Annotated in this window: 21 protein-coding genes; 15 read left to right on the top strand and 6 right to left on the bottom strand. The window is 41.4% G+C overall.

What is annotated here, in order from left to right:
* Positions 1 to 40: 40 nt before the first annotated feature.
* Positions 41 to 808, top strand: a complete 768-nt coding sequence (locus tag Q4546_RS05440; RefSeq protein WP_303445847.1) for a glycosyltransferase family 2 protein — start codon at positions 41 to 43, stop codon at positions 806 to 808.
* 80 nt (positions 809 to 888) lie between these two features.
* On the opposite strand, the gene Q4546_RS05435 is transcribed toward Q4546_RS05440, so the two are convergent.
* Positions 889 to 1,950, bottom strand: coding sequence for a glycosyltransferase family 9 protein (locus Q4546_RS05435; protein ID WP_303445846.1), 1,062 nt, complete (start codon positions 1,948 to 1,950; stop codon positions 889 to 891).
* Between the two features lie 104 nt (positions 1,951 to 2,054).
* Here Q4546_RS05435 and Q4546_RS05430 point away from each other — a divergent pair, with 104 nt between their 5' ends.
* A complete protein-coding gene (locus Q4546_RS05430; RefSeq protein WP_303445845.1) occupies positions 2,055 to 2,768 on the top strand; it encodes a 3-deoxy-D-manno-octulosonic acid kinase in 714 nt (237 codons plus the stop codon).
* A 13-nt stretch (positions 2,769 to 2,781) separates the two neighbouring features.
* Here Q4546_RS05430 and waaA read toward each other — a convergent pair whose 3' ends face one another.
* Entirely contained in the window at positions 2,782 to 4,062 is a 1,281-nt protein-coding gene (gene waaA, locus Q4546_RS05425; RefSeq protein ID WP_303445844.1) for a lipid IV(A) 3-deoxy-D-manno-octulosonic acid transferase, read from the bottom strand.
* A 132-nt stretch (positions 4,063 to 4,194) separates the two neighbouring features.
* On the opposite strand from waaA, the gene Q4546_RS05420 reads away from it, so the two are divergent.
* From Q4546_RS05420 to glpG, 5 genes are all read left to right on the top strand, one after another.
* Positions 4,195 to 4,851, top strand: a complete 657-nt coding sequence (locus Q4546_RS05420; RefSeq protein WP_102435876.1) for a TetR/AcrR family transcriptional regulator — start codon at positions 4,195 to 4,197, stop codon at positions 4,849 to 4,851.
* A gap of 333 nt (positions 4,852 to 5,184) precedes the next feature.
* The gene (locus tag Q4546_RS05415) at positions 5,185 to 6,378 is read left to right on the top strand and encodes a glycine C-acetyltransferase (protein WP_102475999.1); all 1,194 of its coding nucleotides are present in this window, start codon (positions 5,185 to 5,187) and stop codon (positions 6,376 to 6,378) included.
* Positions 6,379 to 6,390: 12 nt separating this feature from the next.
* Positions 6,391 to 7,416, top strand: coding sequence for an L-threonine 3-dehydrogenase (tdh, locus tag Q4546_RS05410; RefSeq protein WP_102435880.1), 1,026 nt, complete (start codon positions 6,391 to 6,393; stop codon positions 7,414 to 7,416).
* Between the two features lie 116 nt (positions 7,417 to 7,532).
* Positions 7,533 to 7,841: a thiosulfate sulfurtransferase GlpE gene (gene glpE, locus Q4546_RS05405; protein ID WP_102435882.1), complete on the top strand. Its 309-nt coding sequence runs from the start codon at positions 7,533 to 7,535 to the stop codon at positions 7,839 to 7,841.
* On the top strand, positions 7,838 to 8,680 hold the full coding sequence (glpG, locus tag Q4546_RS05400; protein WP_102435884.1) for a rhomboid family intramembrane serine protease GlpG: 843 nt from the start codon (positions 7,838 to 7,840) through the stop codon (positions 8,678 to 8,680). The genes glpE and glpG overlap by 4 nt, the downstream gene beginning before the upstream one ends.
* 3 nt (positions 8,681 to 8,683) lie before the next feature.
* Here glpG and elbB read toward each other — a convergent pair whose 3' ends face one another.
* On the bottom strand, positions 8,684 to 9,337 hold the full coding sequence (gene elbB / locus Q4546_RS05395; protein WP_102435885.1) for an isoprenoid biosynthesis glyoxalase ElbB: 654 nt from the start codon (positions 9,335 to 9,337) through the stop codon (positions 8,684 to 8,686).
* Positions 9,338 to 9,722: 385 nt separating this feature from the next.
* Here elbB and polA point away from each other — a divergent pair, with 385 nt between their 5' ends.
* Complete coding sequence (gene polA, locus Q4546_RS05390; RefSeq protein ID WP_102435887.1) at positions 9,723 to 12,485, top strand: DNA polymerase I; 2,763 nt, start codon at positions 9,723 to 9,725, stop codon at positions 12,483 to 12,485.
* 628 nt (positions 12,486 to 13,113) lie between these two features.
* On the opposite strand, the gene yihA is transcribed toward polA, so the two are convergent.
* Entirely contained in the window at positions 13,114 to 13,776 is a 663-nt protein-coding gene (gene yihA / locus Q4546_RS05385; protein WP_102476002.1) for a ribosome biogenesis GTP-binding protein YihA/YsxC, read from the bottom strand.
* 167 nt (positions 13,777 to 13,943) lie between these two features.
* On the opposite strand from yihA, the gene Q4546_RS05380 reads away from it, so the two are divergent.
* From Q4546_RS05380 to hemN, 5 genes are all read left to right on the top strand, one after another.
* On the top strand, positions 13,944 to 14,564 hold the full coding sequence (locus tag Q4546_RS05380) for a cytochrome c (protein WP_102435891.1): 621 nt from the start codon (positions 13,944 to 13,946) through the stop codon (positions 14,562 to 14,564).
* Positions 14,565 to 15,398: 834 nt separating this feature from the next.
* Positions 15,399 to 16,061, top strand: coding sequence for a methyltransferase domain-containing protein (locus Q4546_RS05375; RefSeq protein WP_102436160.1), 663 nt, complete (start codon positions 15,399 to 15,401; stop codon positions 16,059 to 16,061).
* 55 nt (positions 16,062 to 16,116) lie between these two features.
* Positions 16,117 to 16,674 carry a Der GTPase-activating protein YihI gene (gene yihI, locus Q4546_RS05370; protein WP_303445843.1) on the top strand — a complete coding sequence of 186 codons (558 nt, stop codon included), beginning with the start codon at positions 16,117 to 16,119 and terminating at the stop codon, positions 16,672 to 16,674.
* 102 nt (positions 16,675 to 16,776) lie between these two features.
* On the top strand, positions 16,777 to 17,238 hold the full coding sequence (locus tag Q4546_RS05365) for a DUF2489 domain-containing protein (RefSeq protein WP_102436162.1): 462 nt from the start codon (positions 16,777 to 16,779) through the stop codon (positions 17,236 to 17,238).
* Between the two features lie 225 nt (positions 17,239 to 17,463).
* On the top strand, positions 17,464 to 18,840 hold the full coding sequence (gene hemN, locus Q4546_RS05360) for an oxygen-independent coproporphyrinogen III oxidase (protein ID WP_076542040.1): 1,377 nt from the start codon (positions 17,464 to 17,466) through the stop codon (positions 18,838 to 18,840).
* An 81-nt stretch (positions 18,841 to 18,921) separates the two neighbouring features.
* Here the strand turns inward: hemN and add are convergent, their stop codons facing one another.
* Positions 18,922 to 19,917, bottom strand: coding sequence for an adenosine deaminase (gene add, locus Q4546_RS05355; RefSeq protein ID WP_303445842.1), 996 nt, complete (start codon positions 19,915 to 19,917; stop codon positions 18,922 to 18,924).
* 226 nt (positions 19,918 to 20,143) lie between these two features.
* On the opposite strand from add, the gene Q4546_RS05350 reads away from it, so the two are divergent.
* Positions 20,144 to 21,976, top strand: a complete 1,833-nt coding sequence (locus Q4546_RS05350; RefSeq protein WP_102436166.1) for a DUF885 family protein — start codon at positions 20,144 to 20,146, stop codon at positions 21,974 to 21,976.
* A gap of 132 nt (positions 21,977 to 22,108) precedes the next feature.
* Positions 22,109 to 23,053, top strand: coding sequence for an alpha/beta fold hydrolase (locus Q4546_RS05345; RefSeq protein WP_102436168.1), 945 nt, complete (start codon positions 22,109 to 22,111; stop codon positions 23,051 to 23,053).
* A 114-nt stretch (positions 23,054 to 23,167) separates the two neighbouring features.
* Here the strand turns inward: Q4546_RS05345 and Q4546_RS05340 are convergent, their stop codons facing one another.
* On the bottom strand, positions 23,168 to 25,564 hold the full coding sequence (locus Q4546_RS05340) for a bifunctional diguanylate cyclase/phosphodiesterase (protein ID WP_303445841.1): 2,397 nt from the start codon (positions 25,562 to 25,564) through the stop codon (positions 23,168 to 23,170).
* Positions 25,565 to 26,411 lie beyond the last annotated feature (847 nt).

Here is a 26,411-nt window from a genome sequence, read left to right as displayed (position 1 = left end):
TATTATTGCTTAACTATATTTACTTTAATACGATTGAATTATGATGAAACTCCCTATCAGTGTCTTTATTATTACCAAGAATGAAGAGAAACATATCGAGAAAACGCTTCAGAGTGTTGCCTCTTTAGATGAGGTTATTTTAGTAGATTCTGGCAGCACTGATTCTACTCTCGATATAGCGAAACGTTACGGAGCAAAAGTCTATTCCCATTCATGGCTTGGCTACGCAAAACAAAAACAATACGCCATGTCATTATGTTCCCATGAGTGGGTTCTTAATTTGGATGGTGATGAAGCCATAAACTCTAGTTTAATCGACGCGCTCAAAGCAATTATGGAGCATGATAAAGCAGATAGTGTACGTTTTTGGCGTAATGACATTTTTATAGACAAACCACTATCATCCTGGACAAAAAAACCCAACAATCATCGATTTTATAAACGCTCAAAGTCTTTCTTTGACGACTCACGTTTAGTACATGAAAGTGCTACTGTTAACGGTAAAGAGATTTTTATTAATGAAACCTTTGATCACTTTGGTTACAGCACCATTGCAGCCATTACCAATAAACATAACACCTACTCAAGCTTAAAAGCCGATGAAAAATTCGCTAAGGGCAAGAAGTTTTCAAATTTAAAGTTAATTACCATTATTCCTCTCGTATTTATAAAAGAGTACTTTTTTAGGCGAAAAATATTTTCTGGGAAACGTGGTTTTATTCTTGCTGTGATGAAGGCTTATTATGCCTTTTCAAAAGAGGCCAAATTATATGAAAATTACCAAACAAAACAAAAAACTAACCTGTAAACTTATGTAAATTAAGCAGACTTAGTATTTAAAAGCCAATTAGATACCTTTTAACTAATTGGCTTTTAGTATTAAAATTTTTAACGAAGGCATTTCGACCCATCGACCGAGTGAACTAACCTATCAAATGTCTTAATAACGCGCTCTACCCCAATAAGAACCATCAAATCTGACCCCTTTGCCCTTTTCCCCCAAGCAATGCTGCTATCAGGAAATTGCTGCTTAATCACTTGATCATACACGCTGACGACCGAGTCTAAACTGCTATAAGGCCCTGTTCTGCCTGGATTTGAATGGGCGTATAAGCCAATCACTGGCGTACCTTGAGTCACCGCCATATGGGCGGGGCCGGTATCTGGCGCAATAACCAGACTGGCTCTTTTCAATAATGCTAATAATTGCGTTAGGCTGGTTTTTCCAATCATATTATCGATATGGCTGTGGCTGTGCTTAATGATATTAGCCGCTAAATCGACCTCAAGCTGGCTTGGGCCGCCACAAAGTATCACTCGATAACCTTTTTCGACCGCATGATCTGCCACTGCAGCGTAACGCTCTGGCAGCCAATTACGCTCAGCTTTACTGGCTGCGGGGCAAATCACTAATACTTTTTCATCATCTGTGATGACTTGTTTGGCGAACTCGGTATCGGTTTCAGGTACCGGAATATTCCAGCTTGGGGTTAAATCTGTAACGCCAATGGCTTTGGAAAAGCCCATAAACCCTTCTAACACATGGGGCGTTGCCAATGGCTCCACCCTATGATTAGTCACCAACCACTGACCTTCTTTAGCTCTGGCTTTATCAAAGCCCACTCTAACTTTTGCTGAAATCATCAATGATGCGATGGTCGCTCTCAGCGCCACTTGCATGTGTAGTAAAACATCAAAGCGTTGACCAGCGAGGGCTTTTCTCAATTGGCCATAACTGCGCCAACCTTGGGATTTATCAAAGATCACAAACTGAATACCGGGCATATGTTTAACCAATTGATATTCAACTTTACCAATCACCCAAGTAATGGCTAAATCAGGATATTGACGCTGAATCGCTTGCACCATGGCTACCGCATGACACACATCTCCAATCGCGGATAAACGAAGTAAACATAAGGATTGTATCGATGAAAAGTCTGCTTTCATGGGTTACCACTAACGATATAAAGGGAATTAAGTACAAGTATTCGATCTTAATGTAGAATATTGTTTTTAGCCACCGACAAATCGACGCTTTTACTAATTGGCCTATGCAATTTGAATCAACAGATACTGGGATCATTGCTTGGTGCGAGCCACTCGCGCAGCAATTAACTCCCGCACAATTCCAAGCTGACTATTGGCAGCAACAAAATGCCATTATAGGCCAGTCAAAAGGTCGCTATATCACCTGGTTTGTGGAAAATAACCACCAGCGCTGGGTATTACGCCATTATTGGCGTGGTGGCTTTATGGCAAAATTCAGCCGTGATGCTTATGTTTTTACTGGTATGTCTCGCACTAGAGCCATTGCTGAACTGGCGTTATTAGAAAAGTTGTTTGATGAAGGCTTTCCAGTACCTAGACCCATTGCCGCCAATGTTGAACACTTTGGCATCTGGTATCGCGCCGATTTGATTATTGAGCTGATTGATGGCGCGAAAGATTTGGTGGCCTATTTATCCACAGCAGCCATGAGCGATATTCAATGGCAGCAACTGGGCGGCCTCATTGCTAAATTTCATAATCGTGGCGTATATCATGCCGACCTTAACGCAAAAAATATCTTACTGGCCGAAGCGCAATTTTACCTTATCGATTTTGACCGTGGGGTAATAAAAACACCCGCCAAGCAATGGCAGCAAGCAAATTTAAACCGATTACTGCGCTCGTTTAATAAAGAGCAAGCGAAACTGCCAACATTAAATTTCAATGAATCAAATTGGCAGCAGTTACTTTACGGTTACCAACAAGCCATTAATTAACTGAATTTAGCGATTAGCTGATTAACTGAGTAAAGCGCAATTGCTGCTCAACTATTTCAAACTGCTTTTGCAATGCGCCGCGATTTTGAGACACCACCGCTAAGCTCGCTTTGGCGGCGCTATTGTGCAATTCGACGTTAGCAAATAGCTTTAATAGCATGTCAGCCAGCTCATCGGCATTATTCACCACAGTTAAGCCACCAGCTTGCTCAAGTAAATGGGTGATTTCAGCAAAATTCCAATGGTGCGGGCCAACACTTACTGGCAAGCCCATTGCTGCAGGCTCTAAAGGGTTATGCCCGCCACTTTCAATCAGTGTGCCGCCAATAAAGGCAACATCTGCAGCCCCATACAACATCAACAGTTCACCCATGGTATCGCCCAGCAGCACTTGGGTGTGCTGATCGACCGCCTCATTCATACTGCGCCTAGCTAAATTCAACCCTTGTTGAGTGGTCGACACAGCGGCAACATTAAATTGTTCAGGGTGTCTTGGCGCCATAATCAGCAGCGCATCAGGATATTGCTCCAACACTTTTTTATGGGCTTGCAACATCATATCAAACTCACCAGGATGAACACTGCCAGCAGCCCATACAGGGGCTTGGCTTCGGTTCCAATCAGCTCTTAAGGTTTTAGCTTGTTGGTATTTGCTGTCATCAATCTGTATGTCAAACTTTAAACTGCCGCAAACATGCAATGACTGAGTGTTGGCCCCTAACGCCGCAAAGCGGGCAGATTCAGCCTCGGTTTGCACTGCAATCGCATCAAGCGCCGTTAACATGGGTAAACTTAGCCCCATTTGCTTATGGTATTTATCGGCAGATTTTTGCGATAAGCGCGCATTAGCTAACACCAAGCGAGTATTATTCTTCTTGGCAAAATGAAGCAGGTTTGGCCACAATTCAGTTTCCATAATCACGCAAAGTTGCGGATTAACCTGCTTAACAAAGCGACTAATACAAAGGTTAATATCAAACGGAAGGTAACAATGCTGCACACTATCGCCAAAAGCCTTTTTAACCTCAGCAGATCCCGTAGGGCTTGTGGTGGTAACCGTAAATGACAGTTGTGGGTACTGTTTCATTAAGCGTTTTATTAACGGTATTGCTGCTAAGGTTTCCCCCATCGACACACTATGAATAAGTACATCAGTTTGCTTTAAGCGCATTAATCCAAAACGCTCGCCCCAGCGGCCGCGATAATCAGGGCTTTTAAACGCACGAAAAGCCAAATATGCCACGATGAGAGGGGATAACAGCAAGAGTAAAACAGAATATACGCCACGAGTCATGAAAACTACTTGATCAATTTTGCTTGTCAGATATCCACAATGTTAACATAATCTAAATTCATAGGGATATGAGCTTAGTCGTACCTAGTTAAGAAATGATTTCTTCATGAGCCTCTTATAATTGGAACTGATATGAAAACCCGCGATAAGATAGTTTTTGCCAGCCTTGAACTTTTTAACGAACATGGTGAACGTAATATCACCACCAATCACATTGCGGCTCATTTAAATATCAGTCCTGGAAACCTGTATTACCATTTCCGCAATAAAGAAGACATTATCAATTCTATCTTCACCATGTATGAATCTAATCTTGAAAATGGTTCAAAGCCTTATGAAGACGTATCAATTGACGTTGAATTATTATTGGGCTATTTCGATGCGATGTTTTATACCATGTGGCAATACCGATTTATGTACGCCAACCTAGCCGATATTTTAAGTCGAGATGAAGCCTTAAAGCAGCGCTATACTCTGGCACAAAAAAGCGTATTAGCACGCTCAAGTAACGTCCTTAAACAACTTAAACAAGATGGTTTTTTAAACGTTGAAGACGATAACATCGTCGAACTTGCAGATACCATGAAGATGATCGTTAGCTATTGGATTAGCTATCAACTGACCCAATCGGGTGCATCAAAAATCACCAAACCTGCAATTTACAAAGGTTTATTACGGGTGGTTATGCTGTTTAAAGCGTATTCAACGCCAATTTCTCAACCTACCTTTGCACGACTTGAGCAGCACTACCGCGAGTTAGTCTCTCAAGACGCCTGCCCAGAGCTTTAATTCAGGTAAATTAAACCGCCCTTACAATCCCATTGCTGGCAACTATAATAATAGCGTTGGCAAAAGGGATTGGCAGTATTTTAATCATAAAATACCGTTTTACTGCCACTTATTAATACTTCCCCAGTTAATGAAAGTTGATTAGTTTTATTTATCCGAAATCACCCCAAGCCCTAATCAATTTTATGTAACCACTGCGCTTAAAAAAAACGCTGTGGCCTTATAAAAATTAAGGGTAGAATGCCGACAACTCCCGATCAGAAATCAGCGCATGTTTGACTTAAACAGCCAAAGGTTGCGATTAACATAATAACCATTATTAGGAGAAATCAGGTGGCCTCTACCTCATTTTACGACCGCATAAATCAACAACTTGTCGATGTTAAAGCTGAAGGCTTATACAAGAGTGAACGTGTCATTGCGTCTGCCCAGCAAACCTCTATCAATGTAAATAGCGAAGAAGTGATTAACTTCTGTGCTAATAACTACTTAGGCTTGGCAAATCACCCTGAATTAATTAATGCTGCTAAGAATGGTTTATCAAGCCACGGCTTTGGTATGGCATCGGTTCGTTTTATTTGTGGCACCCAAGATATTCATAAGCAATTAGAAAATAGCTTAAGTGAATTTTTAGGAATGGAAGATACCATTCTTTACTCTTCATGTTTTGATGCCAATGCGGGTTTATTTGAAACTCTGCTAGATGCGAACGACGCTATCGTCTCTGATGCGCTAAACCATGCCTCTATTATTGATGGTGTGCGTTTATGTAAAGCTAAGCGTTTCCGTTATGCCAACAACGATATGGCCGATCTTGAAACCCAGCTGATTGCCGCGCAAGCTGCGGGCGCACGAAACATTCTTATCGCCACTGATGGCGTGTTCTCAATGGATGGTGTGATTGCCAACTTACAAGGTGTGTGTGATTTAGCCGATAAATACGATGCACTCGTCATGGTTGATGACTCTCACGCTGTGGGTTTTGTTGGTGAAAATGGCCGTGGCACCCACGAGTTTTGCCAAGTAATGGATCGCGTCGATATTATTACCGGTACTTTAGGTAAAGCCTTAGGCGGCGCTTCAGGTGGTTTCACTTCTGCTAAAAAAGAAGTGGTTGACTGGTTACGTCAGCGCTCTCGCCCTTACTTATTTTCAAACTCTTTAGCGCCTTCAATCGTGAGTGCATCAATCCATGTGTTAGAAATGCTAAAAACGGGTCACGATTTACGTGAAGCCGTATGGGAAAACAGCCGTTACTTCCGTGAAAAAATGACAGCAGCAGGCTTTACTTTAGCAGGTGCTGATCACGCCATTATCCCGGTAATGATTGGTGATGCTAAATTGGCAGGTGATTTTTCAAACCGCCTACTCGCTGAAAACATCTACGTGGTTGGTTTCTCATTCCCGGTGGTGCCAAAAGGCCAAGCCCGCATTCGCACCCAAATGTCAGCGGCGCACACTAAAGCGCAAATTGATAAAGCAATCGAAGCCTTTACCCGTATTGGTAAAGAAATGGGCATTATTTAGGACTCACTACACATGAAAGCACTAAGTAAATTAAAGCCTGAACAAGGCATTTGGATGGTTGATGCGCCTAAGCCAACAATGGGCCATAACGATCTATTAATTAAAATTCGTAAAACTGCCATTTGTGGTACCGATGTACATATCTACAACTGGGACGAATGGTCACAAAATACCATTCCTGTGCCTATGGTTGTTGGACACGAATATGTCGGTGAAGTGGTCGATATGGGTCAAGAAGTTCGCGGCTTTACTGTCGGCGATCGCGTTTCTGGTGAAGGCCATATTACCTGTGGCCATTGCCGCAACTGTCGCGGTGGTCGCACGCATTTATGCCGTAACACTTCAGGTGTCGGGGTAAACCGTGAAGGTGCCTTTGCTGAGTACTTAGTGATCCCTGCATTTAATGCCTTTAAAATCCCTAACGATATTTCAGATGACCTCGCATCTATCTTTGATCCATTTGGTAATGCAGTACACACCGCATTATCGTTTGATGTGGTCGGTGAAGATGTGCTAATTACCGGTGCAGGCCCTATCGGGATTATGGCAGCGGCAGTATGTAAGCACGTTGGCGCCCGCCATGTGGTTATCACTGATGTTAATGAGTACCGCCTTGATCTTGCTCGTAAAATGGGCGCGACTCGCGCAGTAAACGTTGCGAAAGAAGACTTAAAAGATGTAATGATTGAGTTAGGCATGACTGAAGGTTTTGATGTTGGCTTGGAAATGTCAGGCGTACCATCGGCATTTCATTCAATGCTCGATACCATGAATCACGGCGGCAAAATTGCCATGCTAGGTATTCCTGGCGGTGAAATGGCCATTGATTGGAGTAAAGTCATCTTTAAAGGCTTAATCTTAAAAGGCATTTATGGACGCGAAATGTTTGAAACTTGGTATAAAATGGCCAGTTTGATTCAATCAGGGTTAGATTTGTCGCCAATTATCACCCATCATTTCAGTGTTGATGACTTCCAACAAGGCTTTGATGCAATGCGCTCTGGTCAATCAGGCAAAGTGATATTGAATTGGGATTAATCGCCATATAGCGGATTTATTCTCATCTAAAAAGGGGTTGTATACGTACAATCCCTTGTCACATACTAAAGGCTCTATTGTCGTTTTTACTATCGTCATTTTTTAAAGGATTAACCATGTCAGCGTTTAAGCATTTATCGATTAACGAACTCATTCACATGCAAGAAGATGCCAGTGATGTGCAAATCGTCGATATACGCGATGCCGCCAGCTTTGCCGCAGGTAACATTAAAAATTCAGTGCATCTTACCAATGAAAACATCGCCCACTTTATGGCCGATGCCGATATGGATAAGCCATTAGTCGTGGTGTGCTATCACGGCGTGAGCAGTCAAGGCGCTGCGGGTTACCTTATTGAACAAGGTTTCGATGATGTTTATAGTCTTGATGGTGGATACACAGCTTGGAGTTTAGCTCACGTATGATAGAAATCGGCCAATTACCTAACGCTCGCGCAGCACAGGCATTCATAGACTATTTAAAAGGTCTTGATATTGAATGCCATCCCGTTGTGATTGAAACCGGGGTATCTTTGGTCGTTGAGCAACCATCTCAGGCACAACAAGCCAAATACGAGTTTGAACAGTTTAGACAAAACCCATACCAGAAGAAGTATTTACAAGCCTCTTGGGATAATGGCACCACCCAAACCAAATTAGATTATGGCTCCTCCAGTTTAGGGCTTATCCAGCAGTTTATTACTGGCGCAGGGCCACTAACCCTGATTACCTTCTTTGTTTGTGTGCTGGTATACGCCGGCATGAACCTTGGCTTTGCCAATGGCATTTTTAGCCAGTTATCCTTTTTTGGCGCTGTGCCCCAAAGTGACATTAGCCAAATATGGCGAGTGTTTACCCCCAGCTTGATGCATTTTTCATTAATGCATATCGCCTTTAACTTATTATGGTGGTGGTATCTAGGTGGCAAGATTGAAACCAAACTCGGTAGCAAGCCACTGATCATATTACTTGTCGTTGCAGGTAGTTTACCCAGTATTGTGCAATACATGATGACAGGGCCTAACTTTGGCGGCTTATCAGGCGTGGTATACGCCGTTGTTGGCTACACCTGGATAATGGGGCAACGCCAACCCCAATCAGGTATTGGTATTCCCAACAGTTACATGGGCTTTATGCTTGTTTGGCTGGTACTGGGCTTTACCGATTTACTCGGTATGCCCATCGCCAATGGTGCTCATATCGGCGGATTATTGATTGGTTTGGCTCAAGGCGCTTTTGATAGCCGTAAATCAGCCGCTAAATAACCACTAACACATCCCCAGCACTTCTGTGACCAGCTTTTTAATACCCACATTAGCCTCAGCTATGGACGTCGCCAACATATAGGCTGGGGTGGTTACCAGCCGATTTTGCTTATCAATAACGATATCAGCGCAAGTACTCTCTAAATGCTCACCACCCATTTCATTAAACGCCTGTGCGGTACCACTGTCATTACCAATGGTGCCTTGGGGGGCGTTATTAAAAATTCGCGGCAACATAATGGGTGCGATACACATAAAGCCCATTGGTTTGTTGGCGAGCACAAACTCTTGAATAAAACTTTCCACCTGTGGCTGCAGCACGCAATCACTACCTGCAACGGCAAAATCACACAAGTTTTTAGCAGCGCCAAAACCACCCGGGACAATTAAGCCATCAAATTGATCAATATTTAGCGCATTAATATCACTGATTTCACCACGGGCAATGCGCGCCGACTCCTCTAATACATTTCGCTGCGCATCCACATCAACTTCACCGGTTAAATGATTGACTACATGCAATTGATTAATATTTGGCGCAAAACAATGATAGCTCGCCCCTGCCTGAGATAAAGCTAATAAGGTTAAAACCGACTCTTGAATTTCTGCGCCGTCGAACACCCCATTTCCACTGAGTAAAACCGCAATATTTTTCATTACTGATCCCTTGCCATTGTATTAATTTAACCTTTTTTCAACAAATCTATTGATCTGTTCAAAAAACATGCTAACTTAGATTTCCTCAAATCTCCTCATGGTTTAAAACTGAACTAAGAATTCAGTTAATTCAAGGAAGAATATTAAAAAGTCCACAAATTGGGAATATATTTTAAAACTATAATTCAACTCACAAAAATTATATTTACTACAACAAATCAAAGGCTTAACTGTTTTACTTCCTGTCGTAGTTAAAACACACCTAAATGATTAATTAATTCACTCACAGACTTATCCACAGCCTGGGATAAAATTTGCCGTGGCCGAAAAGCCCTGTATGTGGCATTCTAGAGCCATCTCAGAATACTGAATATGAAGCCAAACTATGCCAACAATCCCCAATAACCCACTCGTCCTTGTGGATGGTTCCTCTTACCTTTACCGTGCTTATTATGCCCCACCTCATTTAACTAATTCTAAAGGTGAAGCTACGGGTGCTGTTTATGGTGTAGTCAACATGCTACGCAGCTTAATGAGCCGCTATAATCCAAGTCATATTGCGGTAATTTTCGACGCTAAAGGCAAAACTTTCCGTAATGATATGTATAGCGAATACAAAGCTCAGCGCCCACCAATGCCTGATGATTTACGTACCCAAATTGCCCCATTGCATGCCATTATTAAAGCATTAGGCTTACCATTAATCAGTATTGAAGGTGTTGAAGCCGATGACGTTATTGGCACCATCGCGCTCAAAGCTAGTCAAGAAGGTCGAGCAACCTTAATCAGCACTGGTGATAAAGACATGGCGCAACTTGTAGATGAACATGTCACCTTAATTAACACCATGACCGATACCATTATGGGCCCAGAAGAAGTCACCGCTAAGTTTGGTGTCGGCCCAGAGTTGATCATCGACTTGCTCGCCATGATGGGCGATAAAGCCGATAACATTCCAGGTCTGCCCGGTGTTGGTGAAAAAACCGCATTAGCAATGCTAACGGGGGTTGGCGGCGTCGATAAACTTATCGCCAATCCTGAGAGCGTGTTAGATGTGACTTTCCGCGGCTCTAAAACCATGCCAAAGAAAATTGCCGAAAATAAAGACATGCTGCAGCTGTCATACGATCTTGCCACCATCAAAACCGATGTGGAGTGGGATAATGACTGGGATAAATTAGCCACCAAACCACAAAACCGCGATGAATTAGTTAAGCTTTATGGTGAAATGGAATTCAAGCGCTGGTTAGCAGAAGTATTGGATAATAAATCAGGCTTTAATACATCAAGCAAGTCTAACACCACAGAGGAAATCACGCCTGTCGCTGCGGCCATTGAAGTTGAATATGACACCATATTAACCGAAGCGCAGTTAACCCTTTGGATTGAAAAGCTATCAAAAGCTAAATTAATTGCCATCGACACCGAAACCACCAGCCTAAACTACATGGAAGCAAAGCTGGTCGGTATTTCATTTGCAATAGAAGCAGGTAAAGCGGCTTATTTGCCGTTAGCCCATGATTACTTAGACGCACCACAGCAACTTGCTATGGAGTACGCACTTGAGCAATTAAGACCGATTTTAGAAAATGACCAACTTGAAAAAGTCGGCCAAAACCTAAAATACGATATCAGTATCTTTGCCAATGCAGGCATCAGCCTTAAAGGTGTTCGCTTTGATACCATGCTTGAGTCCTACGTGTTTAACTCTGTCGCCTCTCGTCATGATATGGACGGATTAGCCCTTAAGTATCTTGGTCATAAAAATATTAGCTTTGAAGAAATTGCCGGCAAAGGCGCAAAACAGTTAACCTTCAACCAAATTAATTTGGATGTAGCTGCGCCCTATGCAGCAGAAGATGCCGACATCACCCTGCGTTTACATCAGCACCTATGGCCAAGAATAGAGAAAGAGCCAACACTCAGCTCAGTATTTAATGAACTTGAATTACCGCTAATCCAAGTATTATCAAATATCGAACGTCAAGGCGTACTCATTGACAGCATGCTGCTCAGTCAACAAAGTGATGAACTTGCACAGAAGATTGACGATCTTGAAACTAAGGCTTATGACATCGCCGGTGAGAAGTTTAACCTCGGCTCTCCAAAGCAATTACAGGCATTATTTTTTGATAAACTTGGCTATCCGGTCATCAAAAAGACCCCAAAAGGTGCCCCGTCAACCGCAGAAGATGTACTGGTTGAATTAGCCCTAGATTACCCGCTTCCTAAAATTATTTTGCAGCACCGCAGTCTGTCAAAATTAAAGAGCACCTATACCGACAAATTGCCATTAATGGTTAATCCTGTTACCGGGCGCGTGCATACCAGCTATCATCAAGCCAATGCCGCCACAGGACGTTTATCATCAAGCGAGCCAAATCTGCAAAATATCCCTATCAGAACCGAAGAAGGTCGCCGCATTAGGCAAGCTTTTATCGCCGCTGAAGGCCGTAAAGTATTGGCTGCCGATTACTCGCAAATTGAATTACGCATCATGGCGCATCTTTCACAAGATAAAGGCTTATTGACAGCATTTGCTGAAAATAAAGATATTCATAAAGCCACCGCAGCAGAAGTATTTGGGGTGCATTTTGAAGAAGTGACTACCGAGCAACGCCGCCGAGCTAAAGCGGTTAACTTCGGTTTAATCTATGGCATGTCAGCGTTTGGCTTGGCCAAGCAGCTAGATATCCCACGTAAAGAAGCTCAAACCTACATTGATACTTACTTCGCCCGCTATCCTGGCGTATTGAAGTACATGGAAGACACCCGCGCGTTAGCCGCTGATGTTGGCTATGTCGAAACCCTTTACGGCAGACGACTGTACTTACCTGATATTAAAGACAGAAACGCCATGCGCCGTCAGGCGGCTGAGCGCGCAGCGATTAATGCGCCAATGCAAGGCACTGCCGCTGATATCATCAAAAAAGCGATGATAAAGATCGCCGCTTGGATTGAGAACGACACTCAAGGTGAGATCACCATGATGATGCAGGTGCACGATGAATTGGTTTTCGAAGTGGATGCAGATAAAGCAGAAGCCTTGAAGAGCAAGGTCTGTGAACTGATGGCCGAAGCGGCCTCCATTGATGTGATGCTATTAGCTGAAGCAGGACTTGGAAACAATTGGGATGAGGCGCACTAGGGTTTAACGACTCACATATACACCTAAACAGATGATGAAACGGATGCGGCTAAACAGATAGTCATTGCCGAATACAAAATACCTGTAATGAAAAATTTACAGGTATTTTTTTTACCTGCTTGTTTACCACTTAGTCTTTTGCACAAAAAACGCTGATAAACCCAGCATAAATTGTGTTGCTGCTCACAATATTGTTCATTTTAACGAAAAACAGTTTTTCATTTAAAGGCTAATACCGTATTATCTTCGCTGTAGGGTACAGAGGTTAAGATGTTCCATCTTTCAGACCTTTTTATTTCACTAGAAATAGTGACAAGCCGAATTATGGCGCTCCAGCATCTATATATGCTGGAGCTTTTTTTTGCCCAAAATAAATTTTAGAGCAAATACTTTAACTACATTTAAGAAACAGGTATTATGAGCTTATTGAGCGTCATCAATGAGTAGATGGCACTTGAGTCTTGTTGAATTTAGCTTCTCCCCAAAAGAGCTAATTTTTTTAACCGATAGCTATTTAGTTATCGGTTTTTTTTTGCCATTATTCGAAACTCGACTTTTAAATGCAAAAAAGGCTACTAAGTACAAAGTCTTAATAGCCTTTTTAAACTGAAGCAAGAATTAGTTATTCTTATTCAGCCTGCTCTTGCGATGCTTGCTCCGCTTCAGTGAGCCAGCTTGGGTTACACCACTCATTTAAAATGCCTAGCACTTTAGGTTTACCAGTCCCTTTAGTAGAAGAGAAAGGTTCAACTTTAACCCAATCCCCATACTCAGCTAACTCTTTACGCACCGCATTAACTGTCTTCATTTTGACGTTTTGCGCGAGCTTATCAGACTTAGTAAGCAAAGCTAACACTGGGATTTCACTCAGCACAGCCCACTCAATCATTTGCAAATCGAGATCTTTAAGCGGATGGCGAATATCCATTAACACCACAACACCGCTTAAACAGGCGCGCTCTTGTAAATATTCACCTAAAGCTTTTTGCCATTTATTTTTTAATGCTAAAGGCACCTTAGCAAAACCATAGCCAGGCAAATCAACTAGACGACGGTTTTCTTCAAGTTCAAAAACATTAATAAGTTGAGTACGACCGGGGGTTTTACTGGTTCTTGCTAAGCCTTTTTGATCCGTTAATGCATTCAAGGCGCTTGACTTACCTGCATTAGAGCGGCCAGCAAACGCTATTTCTACTCCGGCATCACCAGGTAAGTACTCATTTAAGTGTGCAATGTCTGGCGCACTAATTAAAAACTTGGTTTTTCGAAAATCTATACGCGTTTCTGACACGATTTACTCCAATAATTTTTAGGTAATACCTTAATTATGTAAGATTTGCTTACTTTTCCACATTTTCGTGTAAAATATTACCCGGATCACAGTTTGTAGATTTTACCACGCTTGCAGGTCACCCTAGTAAGCTCAGGACAATAAATTAAACAAGAAGTTGGAACGCCATGAAAAAGTTAGCTCTTGCGCTGTCTGTATTTGCCGCTATATCAACCCCTGCAATCGCTGAAGGTAATGTGGAAGCGGGTAAAACTAAATCAGTTATGTGTTCAGCCTGTCACGGTGTTGACGGTAACAGCATTGCTCCTATTTGGCCTAAACTGGCCGGACAGCACGCATCTTATCTAGAAAAGCAATTACATGATTTCCAAGCGGCGGCTAAAAGCGGCGGCAAAGAAGGTCGTAATGATCCTACCATGATAGGCATGTCAATATCCTTATCTGAACAAGATATTAAGGATGTTTCTGCATATTATGCTAGCCAAACATTAAATGTAGCCGATGTGGCGAGTATTCCTGCTGAAGGCGAAGCCCTTTATAAAGGCGGCGATATGGATCGTGGTATCACTTCATGCATGGCATGTCATGGACCAGATGGTAAAGGCGCAGAGCTTGCAGGCTTCCCATCAATTGGTGGTCAACATGCTGATTATGTCAAAATCCAGCTAAATAAATTCCGCGATACAAATCGTAACAACGATCTCAATGGCATGATGCAAGATGTTGCTAAAAAGCTAACTGACAGTGATATCCAAGCATTATCTCAATATATTTCAAGCCTTAAGTAAATTTTACTGCTCGCGCTGACAACGACAAAAAGGGTGACAATTCACCCTTTTTTACAACCTCAAGTTTACGTTTACGTAAACTTGAGGTTATTGAGGCTTGACAGAGATCACTCTTTTAGGGTTAAATAGCCCCGTACCGAAATGAACCCAACTGTCAGAACAAAAATATCAATTCTATCTCACAGATTTCGGCTACGTTTACATTTAAGATATAAGAATAATATTTACCAATAACAATAATATAAATAAGACCACTCACTAAAAATAATAAGAGTAGTGATTTCAGCTTGAAGTCCAGGTCATATAGAATTTGTAAGGATTAGACCGAATGGTCGACACGCTTAAATAGCACTCCCTTACGCAACAGAGATAAAACCCCATAAGGACACTACTTTAAGGATTAAAGTAGCGGCAAAGGAAGCTAATTGCTTAGGATGCACTTGCGGAGGCTTGATATCACTGGACGGTACTTTAAACATGGATTGTTTACTAATGTCATTGAAGACAACTAGGAAATTGATGTGTCATTGAAGACCATCTACGGAAGCTGTGGTCAGGACGGCAACAGGATTTAAATAAAGTGTCATTGAAGACCGATAACAACTAAAAAAGCATGGAAAGCGCTAAAAACAAGAAGGATACTGACCGGGATAGTCACATAGCAAGTACGGATACTTGGAATCAGAATATAGTGTGATAAGCACTGTTTTACGAGGTGGCAGTTTACTGCCACCTTTTTTTATTTCCGCTTTTTGTAATCACTTTCATAATCAACCTAAATCTGCTATTGATTGATATATATCTTTGTTTTTGTTCAGGTGCCTGCTTACTTCAATGATAAAATGTCCCTTGTGCCGTTATCGTGCTGAATTTTTTCTACAAGATAAAAAAAGAGCCTTTTACCGCTGCGATCAATGCGGCCTTGTTTTCGCTAACCCCCAATCCCACCTTATGCCGGCAGCGCAATTACAGCGTTATGGCCGAGCCAATAAAGCCAGCAAGCAAAAGCAACTAATTCAATTTATCAAACCCTTGCTGTCACAGATAAGCGCCCAGCAAAGTGGTTCATTGACAGGGCTCAATTTTGGCAGGGTGCTAGACAAAGCCAGCCTCGACAAAATTGAACACGCGGGTCACCGCCTTTATCAGTACGACCCATTTGTTAAAGCCGATCAACAACTTTTCAATCAGCAATACGATTTCATTTGCTGCTATCGGGTACTAGAGCATTTCCAGCAACCAGGTAAAGAATGGCAATTACTGTCAAAATTGCTAAAACCTGGTGGATGGTTAGCAATAAGTACGTCTTTAATGACTGATTTAAATCACTTTTCTAAATGGCATTTCAAGAATAACCCCACTCACGTTAGCTTTTATCAGCAACAAACTTTCGAGTATTTGGCACAACACAGCGAATTTACGCTATTATTTGCAGCAAAAGAGCTCGTATTGATGCAAAAAACATCAAAGTCTGATATAAAGCGCATCCTTATTTAGTGCAAGGTGGATATGAATCCGTCTAGCCAAATTTTACAACCTAATGAGATCACCAATGGCTCGTAGTAAAAAATCGCGCAAGGGCGGCGAAAATGGCCCTAAACAAGCACCAAGAGTCAAAAAGTCTGAGCGCAAAGTCATCGGCGGCAAGAAGAATGATTCTGGTCGTAAATCAGGTAGCCGTCATAACGAAGCCCTGATTGAAAAAGAATCACCACATGTGAAAACGCAAAAAAATAATGACCCTCGTCATGGTAGCAAGAAGCCTGTTGCGTTATCGTTTGCACCAGCTAAAGAAGCAACTGTTGCTGCTAGTGCAAAAGTGAAACAGCCTAAACTGACTGACGAGCAAAAATTATTAAAGCTTGAAGAAGATCCAAGGTTTAATGACTTGCTTGATTTGCTAGAAGAAGGCAAAGACTTAGCCGCTGACGATCAGAAATGGTTAGATAGCCAATTATCTAAAATTGAATCGCTGATGGAAAAATTAGGCATTTCGGATGCTGAAGAATTACCAGCACCAGCCGCTCCGAGTAAAAAAGCCGCTTCAGATGATGATTTATATGAGCGCTTTGAAACAGGCGCGGATGTATTAAAAGACTACCAGTCTTAATCATTACTACTTTTAAATGGCATATCTATTTCAGATATGCCATTTTTCTATTTATTCTAAACTAAGCCTTATTCAAGCCTAACATCACTTTAAGGATAAACTGTGTCTAGCATTGTTATTGTTGTCGCTGTCATCATTGTATTACTTTTAGCTTCTTACGCCGGATACTTGCTATTACAAGTCAAGAAACAACAACAGGCATCACTAGCAGCCAGTAAGCAGCGCACAATAGAAGCCAGAGCCAAAAAACAACAAGTATTAGATGATATCAAGTATATCGCAGCAGCCATGTTAGAAGAGCGCTGTGAGCCTTCTGAAGGGGTAATGCGAATCGCTAAGTTATTTGATACCTTATCCATGTCTGAAGCAATGGCCGTTGAATTCCCGCATATCTTCGAGCATTACGCCTGTATTAAAGATCATCCCATAAAAGATGCACGCAGCGCTTTACCTAAACAGCAGCGAATGAAATTGGACTTAGCCAGAATGAAATCTGAAGCAAAGTTAGAACAAAGCTTGCTTGAAGACGCTAAGAAGTTGAAACAGTTTCATTTCATGCATTAATAACCGACAGTTTTTAACAAATCCCTTAGTTATAAGACAGATAACAGCCTCAACATGGATATTGAGGCTGTGAGCTATGCCACAAATCTACCTAAATGCTAACTTTTCCTGCAAAAATGCACCTAATTGCTAATGAGAAATTTCAAATTTACAACGTAGATCAAGGTTATTTGTTAAAGATACTTGCATACTTCGTACATTGCTAATTTACCCGGAGGACACGCCTTGAAGCAGCCCACACAAATAAGTTGGGATCAGTCAATGATCGAAAAGTATAACTACAGTGGTCCACGCTATACGTCGTATCCAACGGCTTTAGAATTTGACGATACTTTTACTGAGCAAAATCTACTTTCAGCGATTGAAACCAGTAAAAGTGACAAACTGTCTTTATACATCCACATCCCATTTTGTGCCAAGCTTTGTTATTACTGCGGATGTAATAAAGTCATTACTCGTCATGCACATAAAGCTGACCAGTACATTGAATACCTTGCAAGTGAAATTGTTAAGCGTGCCCCGTTATTCAAAAATTACACTGTGACCCAAATGCATTGGGGTGGCGGTACACCTACATTCTTAAACCCAGAGCAAATCTTAACCTTATCAAAGCTGATTAAAAGTCATTTTAATTTTGCTGATGTTGGCGAATTCTCTATTGAAGTAGACCCTCGTGAAATCGAATTAACCATGCTTGATACATTAAAAGAAGCTGGCTTTAACCGTATTTCTATTGGTGTACAAGATTTCAATAAAAAGGTACAAGTTGCCGTAAACCGCGAACAAGATGAGCAGTTTATTTTTGACTTAATGGCTAAAGCAAAAGACATGGGCTTTGTATCGACCAACGCAGATTTAATCTACGGTCTACCGCACCAAACCCCTGAAACCTTTGCAGAAACCATTAAGCGTGTGATTGAGTTATCACCGGATCGTTTGTCTATCTTTAACTATGCGCACTTACCATCTCGTTTTGCCGCTCAGCGTAAGATTAAAGATGAAGATATGGCTTCGCCACAGCAAAAGCTAGATATGTTGCATCAAACCATTGAATCATTAACCGGTGCAGGTTATCAGTTCATTGGTATGGATCACTTCGCTAAGCCAGATGATGAGCTTTCAAAGCTTCAAAATGCCGGTAAGCTTCATCGTAACTTCCAAGGTTATACCACTCAGGAAGAATGTGACCTATTAGGTTTAGGTGTGTCTTCAATTAGCCAAATTGGCGATTGTTATGCCCAAAACCAAAAAGATATCCGTCCATACTACGAGTCGATTGACGAAAAAGGTCACGCATTATGGAAAGGCTGTAGCTTAAATCGTGACGATGAAATTCGTCGTGTAGTGATTAAACAAATGATTTGTCACTTCGACCTCGATTTAGCCAAAATTGAACAGCAATTTGATATTAATTTTGAAGAGTACTTTGTTGAAGATTTAAAACTGCTACAAACCTTCATTGATGATAAATTAGTTGATATCACAGACCGTAAGCTTACCATTAGCCCTACCGGTCGTCTGTTGATCCGCAATATCTGTATGTGTTTTGACGTTTACTATCGTCAAAAAGCACGTCAGCAACAGTTCTCGCGAGTGATTTAGTTTTTACTATCACGCAATAAAAAACCGCTGATTATCAGCGGTTTTTTTATGTTTATTTTCAGCTAAACAGGTAGGAGCTAACTATAACTTTGACGCGTATAGCGCCTTGCGTTCACTGCCTGATAAAAAGGCCATTTCAACACCATTACGTTGCACTTGCATCAGCTGAGCATCAGTTAAACCCAGTTCTGACTTAGCGATACGATATTCATGCTTGATATCAATCGCGCTCACACCAGGATCATCGGTATTAAGACCAATTAATACTCCAGCATCCAGAAACTGAGTAAATGGATGAGCATCATAATCAGCCACAGTTGAAGTATGTAAATTACTTGTCGGGCATGACTCGATTCCAATAGAGTGCTTAACTAAATATTCCATCAACTTAGGGTCGTGAATAGCATTTACACCATGTCCAATTCGAGTAGCACCCAACTCTTGCATTGCTTGCCACATGCTCTCGCTACCGGCCGCCTCACCGGCGTGGGCTGTGATCTGTAAGCCAGCATCTCTCACTCGCTTAAAGTGTTCATTGAATAGCTCACCAGGGAAACCTAGTTCATCGCCAGCTAGATCCATTGCCACCAAGCTATCTCGATGCGCTAACAAGCCATCAAGCTCTAAGCGGCACTTCTCCTGCCCAAATGAACGAGACATAATGCCAATTAAGTTAACCTTAACATCATAATCTTTCATGCCAGCTTTGACGCCATCAATAACGGCCTCAACCACGCCTTCAATCGGTAAGTTATGACTCATTGCCATGTAATATGGGCTAAAACGCAGTTCAGTGTAATCAAGCCCTGATACTGCCGCGTCTTCAACATTTTCATATGCTACGCGTTTTACAGCATCTAGATCAGCTAATACGCCCACCATCCAATCCAGCTTAGTCAGGAATGCCACTAAACTATTTTCTTTGCCTTGAATTTGAACAAAGGGAGCCAACTCTGCAATTGAGTTAGCAGGCAGTTGAATACCATGCTGATGGCCAAGCTCCCAAATCGTTTTGACCCGCACGTTGCCATCTAAATGACGATGCAAATCAACCAGCGGAATGGATGTATTGATCATTTTTGCCCCCTATTAAATTTTTGAGCTAAATGTGTTTTTTATTTTATGAACACCCAGCAAGCAAAGTTTAACACGCATCGACAAAAAAACGACCTTAGCAGCAACTAAATTATGCAATCAGTAACAATTATGTCGATGAATTTCACTAGCGAGCATATGATTGAATTGCTATGTTGTGGCTTAGTTAGCTAAATTTGTTATTTACCAACGTTTAAAGGAATTTCCCATGCGAAAGCTCATACTGCCAGCATTAATCATGCTTGCCATATCTGGCTGTAAAATGACTTCAGGTTCTAAAGCTCAATATTATTTAGGCGTTCCCGAAAAAACTGAAACCCCAACTCAGGTAAAAGAAACGGCTACAGCGGCAGTAGTAGAAAATATGAGCCTGAAATCAATTATTGATAACGCTTGGCAAGTAGACTTGGATTACTCGCCGACATTGGCCTATTCATTAGGCGATAAGTCAAAGGCCGATAAATTAGCTGATTTATCACCAGAATCCTTAGCCCAAAAGAATCTACGTCAGAAAAAGCTACTGGCATCATTAAAGCAAATTGATCCGGCCACCCTGTCAAAAACCGACAAAATTAATGCACAGTTATTAGCGTACCAACTGCAAAACAGTGTTGATATGTACAACTTTAAAGATCATTACTTACCGATAACGGCCGAAAGTGGTTTTCATGCTTACATCGCCTCAATCGCTAATGGGCGCTTTAATAGCGTTGAAGATTATCAAGATTATTTAGCAAAACTTAATGCCTTACCCACTTATTTTGCCCAGCAAACATTTTGGCTAAAACAGGGCTTAAGCAGTGGTATTACCCCAGCAAAAGTAACCTTAACCGGTTTTGAGCAAAGTATTAGTGCCTATATTGTCCCTGTTGAAGACAGCGGTTATTACAAACCCTTCACTCAATTTCCCGATCACTTTAGCGAGTCTGAAAAACGGCAATTAACCCAGCAAGGTCGAGATACTGTTGAGCAAAAAGTGCTACCGCTGTATCAAGATTTTTTCGATTTTATGACTGAAGAATATATTCCTAATGCCCGTATTGCGATTGCCGCAAAAGAGCTACCTAATGGCGAGGCTTTTTACCAAAACCGCGTGGCCTATTACACCACCTTAGCCATGACAACCGATGAAGTTCATCAACTGGGTTTATCAGAGGTCGCCCGAATCAAAGCAGAAATGGAACAAGTCATCAAAGAGGTAAAATTTGAAGGCAGCTTTGCTGAATTTCTGCATTTCTTACGCACAGATCCACAGTTTTACCCAAAGACAGCTGAAGAGTTATTAAAAGAAGCTGCTTATATCGCTAAAAAAGCAGATGCTGCTTTGCCTAAACTTTTCGCCACCTTACCTAGAACCCCTTATGGCATTAAACCAGTACCGGCTGAAATCGCCCCTAAATACACTACGGGACGTTACTCTGGCTCAAACCGTGATGATGATCCAGGCTACTACTGGGTCAATACATACGCCCTCGATAAACGTCCGCTATATGAAATGGAAGCATTAACCTTGCATGAAGCAGTACCTGGGCATCATTTACAGATCTCGCTAAATAAAGAGCTAACAGACTTACCCGACTTTAGACGCTTGAGTTATATCTCGGCATTTGGCGAAGGTTGGGGATTGTACTCAGAGTATCTAGGGTTAGAAGCGGGCTTTTACCAAGACCCATACAGTAATTTTGGCCGCTTAACCTATGAAATGTGGCGGGCAGCACGTCTTGTGGTCGATACTGGTATGCACGCAAAAGGCTGGAGCCGTGAGCAGGCCATAGAGTTTATGGCCAGTAACACCGCATTATCACTACACAATGTCACCACCGAAATTGACCGTTATATTTCGTGGCCAGGACAAGCACTGTCATATAAAGTTGGTGAATTAACCATAAAGCGTTTACGTAACAAAGCTGAAGTTGCATTAGGTGAAGACTTTAACATCCGTTTATTTCATGATGCATTGCTAGAAAATGGTTCAGTTACCATGGCGATCCTAGAACAAATGGTTGACGAGTTCATTAGCGAGCAGCAACGAGCAAACTAATAATAGACACTCATTAGAGAGCTAAATTGCCATTTAGCTCTCTATAACCACCTTCCCCATCAGTATCACTGTTTGCTACACTGCCAAGGTTTACATCCAGCCAAACCCTAGTCCTATTTCTTAAAGCTTAAGGTGATCGATTTGTCTTTTTCGTCAGAGCAACAACTTAATAATGATGAGCAGCAACAATTTTGGCAAGCGGTAACGCAAGCCAAACTACGTCAAGACAATGCCGATATTGCCTATGCTTTTATTCGAAATCCAACCACCAACAAAGCAATTGTCATCAGTAGTGGCAGGGTTGAATGCTATTTAAAATATAAAGAGCTGATGTTCAATATATATCAGCAAGGCTATAGCGTTTATATTCTCGATCATCGCGGTCAAGGCTTGTCATCACGCAGTCAAAAAAATAATCACCAGGGTCACATTGATAAATTTCAGACTTATATCGATGACTTTCATGTTTTTATCAAGCAAATTGTTCAGCCCCAAGCACATGATGCTCTATATCTTGTGGGCCACTCAATGGGGGGAACCATAGGTACTTTGTATATGGGCCAATATCCAAGCACATTTAATGCTGCGGTGTTTTCAGCCCCCATGTATGGCATCAACTTGCCAATGAATAAAGGCTTTATTCGCTCTTTAGCCAAGCTGCTAAATACTTATACTGCAGACAAAGAGCCCAACTATGTTATTGGTGGTAAAAACTATAATGCAACCAGCTTTGCTGACAATGAGCTAACCCATAGCCAAAATCGTTATCAAGCCTCTATCGCGCTGTTTGAGCAGAATCCACAAATTCAGTTAGGCTCGCCCACAAACAACTGGCTATTAGAAGCTATAACAGCAGCTGATAACGCAACCCAAGTGGCCGCAACGAGTATCAAGCCCATTCTTATTTTGCAAGCGACTGAAGACACCATTGTGGATAATGCAGCCCAAGATAGAGCGGAAAATAACTTATGCCAGCTACAAAGGATACACAGCAGTCGGCATGAGATATTTATGGAAGTAGATGAGGTACGTAACCAAGCACTGACAAGTATGTTCGCTTTTCTTGAGCAATACTAATTAGCAGCTATTAATAGCAATTATACTAGCGCCATTGATATTAGTGCCATTAACACTTTAGAAACCCTGATGGCTGTCTGAAGTTTGGGAAGTCCAGTTAACTTATAACTTAAACTAACTAAATGGTACTTTCCAAACCACGCTCAGGTTAATTTCTGATTCTAATAAGTGTTTAATGTCTTGTTGGGATAGCGGCCTACTAATTACAAAGCCTTGAAACAAATTACTATTAAGATCGCTCAGTAAACTCAACTGCTGACGATCTTCAATGTGCTTTACTACGACAGGATAATTTAACTGTTTGGTCATATTAATAAGTGAGCGGAATATCTTTCGCGCCTCTTTTGAACTAACAATATCATTAATATAGCCAGTAGCCAGCTTAACCTGAGCAAAATGAATACCATTAAAGCGATGTAACGGACATAAACCTGATCCAAAATCATCGATAGCGACTCTGACACCGGCCCGCTGTAGTTTTAAAATTTTATTTTTTGCAGTGATAGGATTAATAGAAAAGATATCTTCCGACAACTCCAATTGGATTAAATTAAAATTAACGCCTCTTTCTGCAATCTTGTTAAGAATAACATCAACAAACATATCTTGATGAAAATGCCTAGAAGAGACATTAATTGAAAAGCACGGGCAATTTAAATTCGCAGCTTGTAAGCTCTTTATAAATAAGCAAACCTGACTTAACATCCATAATTCAAGTTCAAAAATCGTGTTAGAAAGCTCAGCAACTGGAATAAATTGCTTCGGGCGAATAAAACCTAACTGAGGATGATGCCAACGCATCAATACTTCAACACTTTCGGTATTGCCATGTATATCTACTACAGGCTGATAAACCAAGGATATCTGGCCAGCCTTAATCGCTAACTTTAAGTCCCGTTGTAATTTCAAGGGTTCATTGTGGCTAGCATCCAACAGTAAACTATGTAGCACACAGCTATTGGTCTTACTTTCAATAGCTTTGCATAAAGCTTTATCTGCACGAGAAAGTAACTGACTCGGTTCTAAAGATTCTTGGCCATCAAAAACCACCATTCCAATTTGAGTAAAAACTGAAACATCTTGTCCAGATATGCTGAAACTACGGCCAACCACTTGGCGAACTTCACTTGCTAACGCTAACGCACGTTTATTGGCATGCTCTAAATTATTACCTAAATTTTTTGCTGCAATAACAAATTCATCATCTCCCAGACGACTTAACAAACAGCTATTTGAAAAACTCCCAGCAAGCCTTGCTGAAATCTGCATAAGTAATCGATCAGTGAGTTGCTCACCTAACGCTTCATTTACTAACTTAATGTTGCTTAGATTAATGACTAGCAAGCTGCAATGTTGATTACTTTTACGCGCATAAGCTTGAAGGTCAAACAATTCGTTAGCTAACGCTTCCCGATCAATAATATCTGACACCCCAACATGACTTTGCCTTTCTACAGTAATCTGTTGGTTTTCAAGTTCAGAAGAAACATCGTTTATCGAACCTATGACTCTTATTGGCTTACCCAGTTCATCCCACTGGATAATTTGACCTCTATCTAACACCCAAATGTAATCATTCGCCTTAGTTAGCATCCGATGAACACTTTCGTAATTGCGAGTTTTACCTTGCAGATAATTATTAAGTGCTGCTACCACTGCTTTTTTATCATCTGGATGTAACAAAGCTTCCCAGGCTTCATAGGAGCTAGCGATATCATCGGATTGATAACCTAATATTTCTTTCCAGTGATCTGATAAGAAGACGCCATTGGATATAGTATCCCAGTCCCAAATACCGTGTTGATCTGCATTAATAGAATATAACCAACGCTGCTCAGCATTAGTCAGTCGTTGATTGCTTTCGGCTAAATGTAGCCCTACTTGAACCAATGACTTATTGAGCCAATATAACTCATCGACAAAGGTAGTCACCTTAGTCGAACCCCCTTTAGCATTGACAATATTTTGCGCATTTTTAGTTAAAGTTCTAATAGGCTTAATTAGTACCAAATATAACCCTAAGCAAAAAAGTAGCACAATTATGCCACCAATTGCCCAAATATAAATAAAGCGTTTTTGGAGGCTGTCTGCAGCCTCAGCCATCAATGAGGAGATATTGTACTCAACATAAATCACATCTACCGCGCTAGAATAACTATATTTATCTGAGGCATTGATAGGATAATATGCTTGTATAGAGCCACGCTCTAAATTGGTTTGAATCAGTGGGCGTTTATTGCTTACCGCTTGTTGATGGATGTCATTGATGTAACCATCAATAACATTAGTAGCATTACTGTCACGCCATATGACATGATTAGCGAAGCGAATTTGGCTAGAAGCATCTAAAATGACATAAACCATCATATTGCTATCTATAGCAGTAAGAGAAACCTCTTGTTCAATTCTTGAAGTGTCTTGATTAGCTAACGCTGACTCAATGACATGCGTCATCCGATACAATTCTTTCTCAATGTGCTTAGATTCATTAGCCGTCAGTTGAGAATGCAACTCTTCTCTTTCATAGTAAAACTCCCCGCTGACTAATAGAAAGAACAGGGCGCTTATAAAAAAAGGCACTAAGAATGATAGTGAAAATAAAGGTCGCTTTGACAAGGCTACACCGTTGATTGCTAATAAAATATTTGACGCATTAATAACATACTAAAGACGACAGAGATCAACAACAGCTAATCGAAAATATGCCATCAATAAACTTCAGCAACGTAAAAACTTCTGCACAGTAGCACCCTTGGCAAAACACACTTTGCTTGGCGCGACTTAGTGGACTAGCCTTACTATGATCTATTGTTCACTGACATAGCATTATTCAGTCCGTTAGCCCTAAAGATAACCCCTGCTTTTACATGGGTACTGCCCACACTTGCCTTATGTAATAATATTCAGCAGCTAATGACTCAGCAATCAACATCAGGAATTGTTGTCTTTTACCCCAACTACGAAAAAAACCCTGACTGTTAAGTCAGGCCTTTATCGACTCTCTTACGAGAGATATTAGGCGCTTGGCAATGACCTACTTTCACATGGGCATTCGTCCACACTCATCGCTCACGCTGATATGTTGCAGCTAATAACTCAAGTTATCAGCATTAGGTATTGTTGTTTTTCCCCCAATACGAAAAAAGCCCTGACTGTTAAGTCAGGGCTTTATCGACTCTCTTACGAGAGATATTAGGCGCTTGGCGATGTTCAGCTGCGGATAAATCCTTCGCGTTCCATGTCTGTATAAAACCTTGCTTTATAATCACAGACATTACACCCTACTTTCACATGGGCATTCGTCCACACTCACCGCTCACGCTGAGATGTTGCAGCTAATGACTCAAGTTATCAGCGT

This window comes from Shewanella sp. 4_MG-2023, assembly GCF_030548015.1.
GTDB lineage: Bacteria > Pseudomonadota > Gammaproteobacteria > Enterobacterales > Shewanellaceae > Shewanella.
Note: the sequence above shows the minus strand (reverse complement) of the source record. Positions and strands in the feature narration are given on the sequence as shown.

What these genes read in the sequence shown, in the direction of transcription:
- Q4546_RS05440 (WP_303445847.1), top strand. Translation starts at nt 41, where the DNA reads ATGATGAAACTCCCTATCAGTGTCTTTATTATTACCAAGAATGAAGAG.
- Q4546_RS05435 (WP_303445846.1), bottom strand. Translation starts at nt 1,950, where the DNA reads ATGAAAGCAGACTTTTCATCGATACAATCCTTATGTTTACTTCGTTTA.
- Q4546_RS05430 (WP_303445845.1), top strand. Translation starts at nt 2,055, where the DNA reads ATGCAATTTGAATCAACAGATACTGGGATCATTGCTTGGTGCGAGCCA.
- waaA (WP_303445844.1), bottom strand. Translation starts at nt 4,062, where the DNA reads ATGACTCGTGGCGTATATTCTGTTTTACTCTTGCTGTTATCCCCTCTC.
- Q4546_RS05420 (WP_102435876.1), top strand. Translation starts at nt 4,195, where the DNA reads ATGAAAACCCGCGATAAGATAGTTTTTGCCAGCCTTGAACTTTTTAAC.
- tdh (WP_102435880.1), top strand. Translation starts at nt 6,391, where the DNA reads ATGAAAGCACTAAGTAAATTAAAGCCTGAACAAGGCATTTGGATGGTT.
- glpE (WP_102435882.1), top strand. Translation starts at nt 7,533, where the DNA reads ATGTCAGCGTTTAAGCATTTATCGATTAACGAACTCATTCACATGCAA.
- glpG (WP_102435884.1), top strand. Translation starts at nt 7,838, where the DNA reads ATGATAGAAATCGGCCAATTACCTAACGCTCGCGCAGCACAGGCATTC.
- elbB (WP_102435885.1), bottom strand. Translation starts at nt 9,337, where the DNA reads ATGAAAAATATTGCGGTTTTACTCAGTGGAAATGGGGTGTTCGACGGC.
- polA (WP_102435887.1), top strand. Translation starts at nt 9,723, where the DNA reads ATGCCAACAATCCCCAATAACCCACTCGTCCTTGTGGATGGTTCCTCT.
- Q4546_RS05380 (WP_102435891.1), top strand. Translation starts at nt 13,944, where the DNA reads ATGAAAAAGTTAGCTCTTGCGCTGTCTGTATTTGCCGCTATATCAACC.
- Q4546_RS05375 (WP_102436160.1), top strand. Translation starts at nt 15,399, where the DNA reads ATGATAAAATGTCCCTTGTGCCGTTATCGTGCTGAATTTTTTCTACAA.
- yihI (WP_303445843.1), top strand. Translation starts at nt 16,117, where the DNA reads ATGGCTCGTAGTAAAAAATCGCGCAAGGGCGGCGAAAATGGCCCTAAA.
- add (WP_303445842.1), bottom strand. Translation starts at nt 19,917, where the DNA reads ATGATCAATACATCCATTCCGCTGGTTGATTTGCATCGTCATTTAGAT.
- Q4546_RS05350 (WP_102436166.1), top strand. Translation starts at nt 20,144, where the DNA reads ATGCGAAAGCTCATACTGCCAGCATTAATCATGCTTGCCATATCTGGC.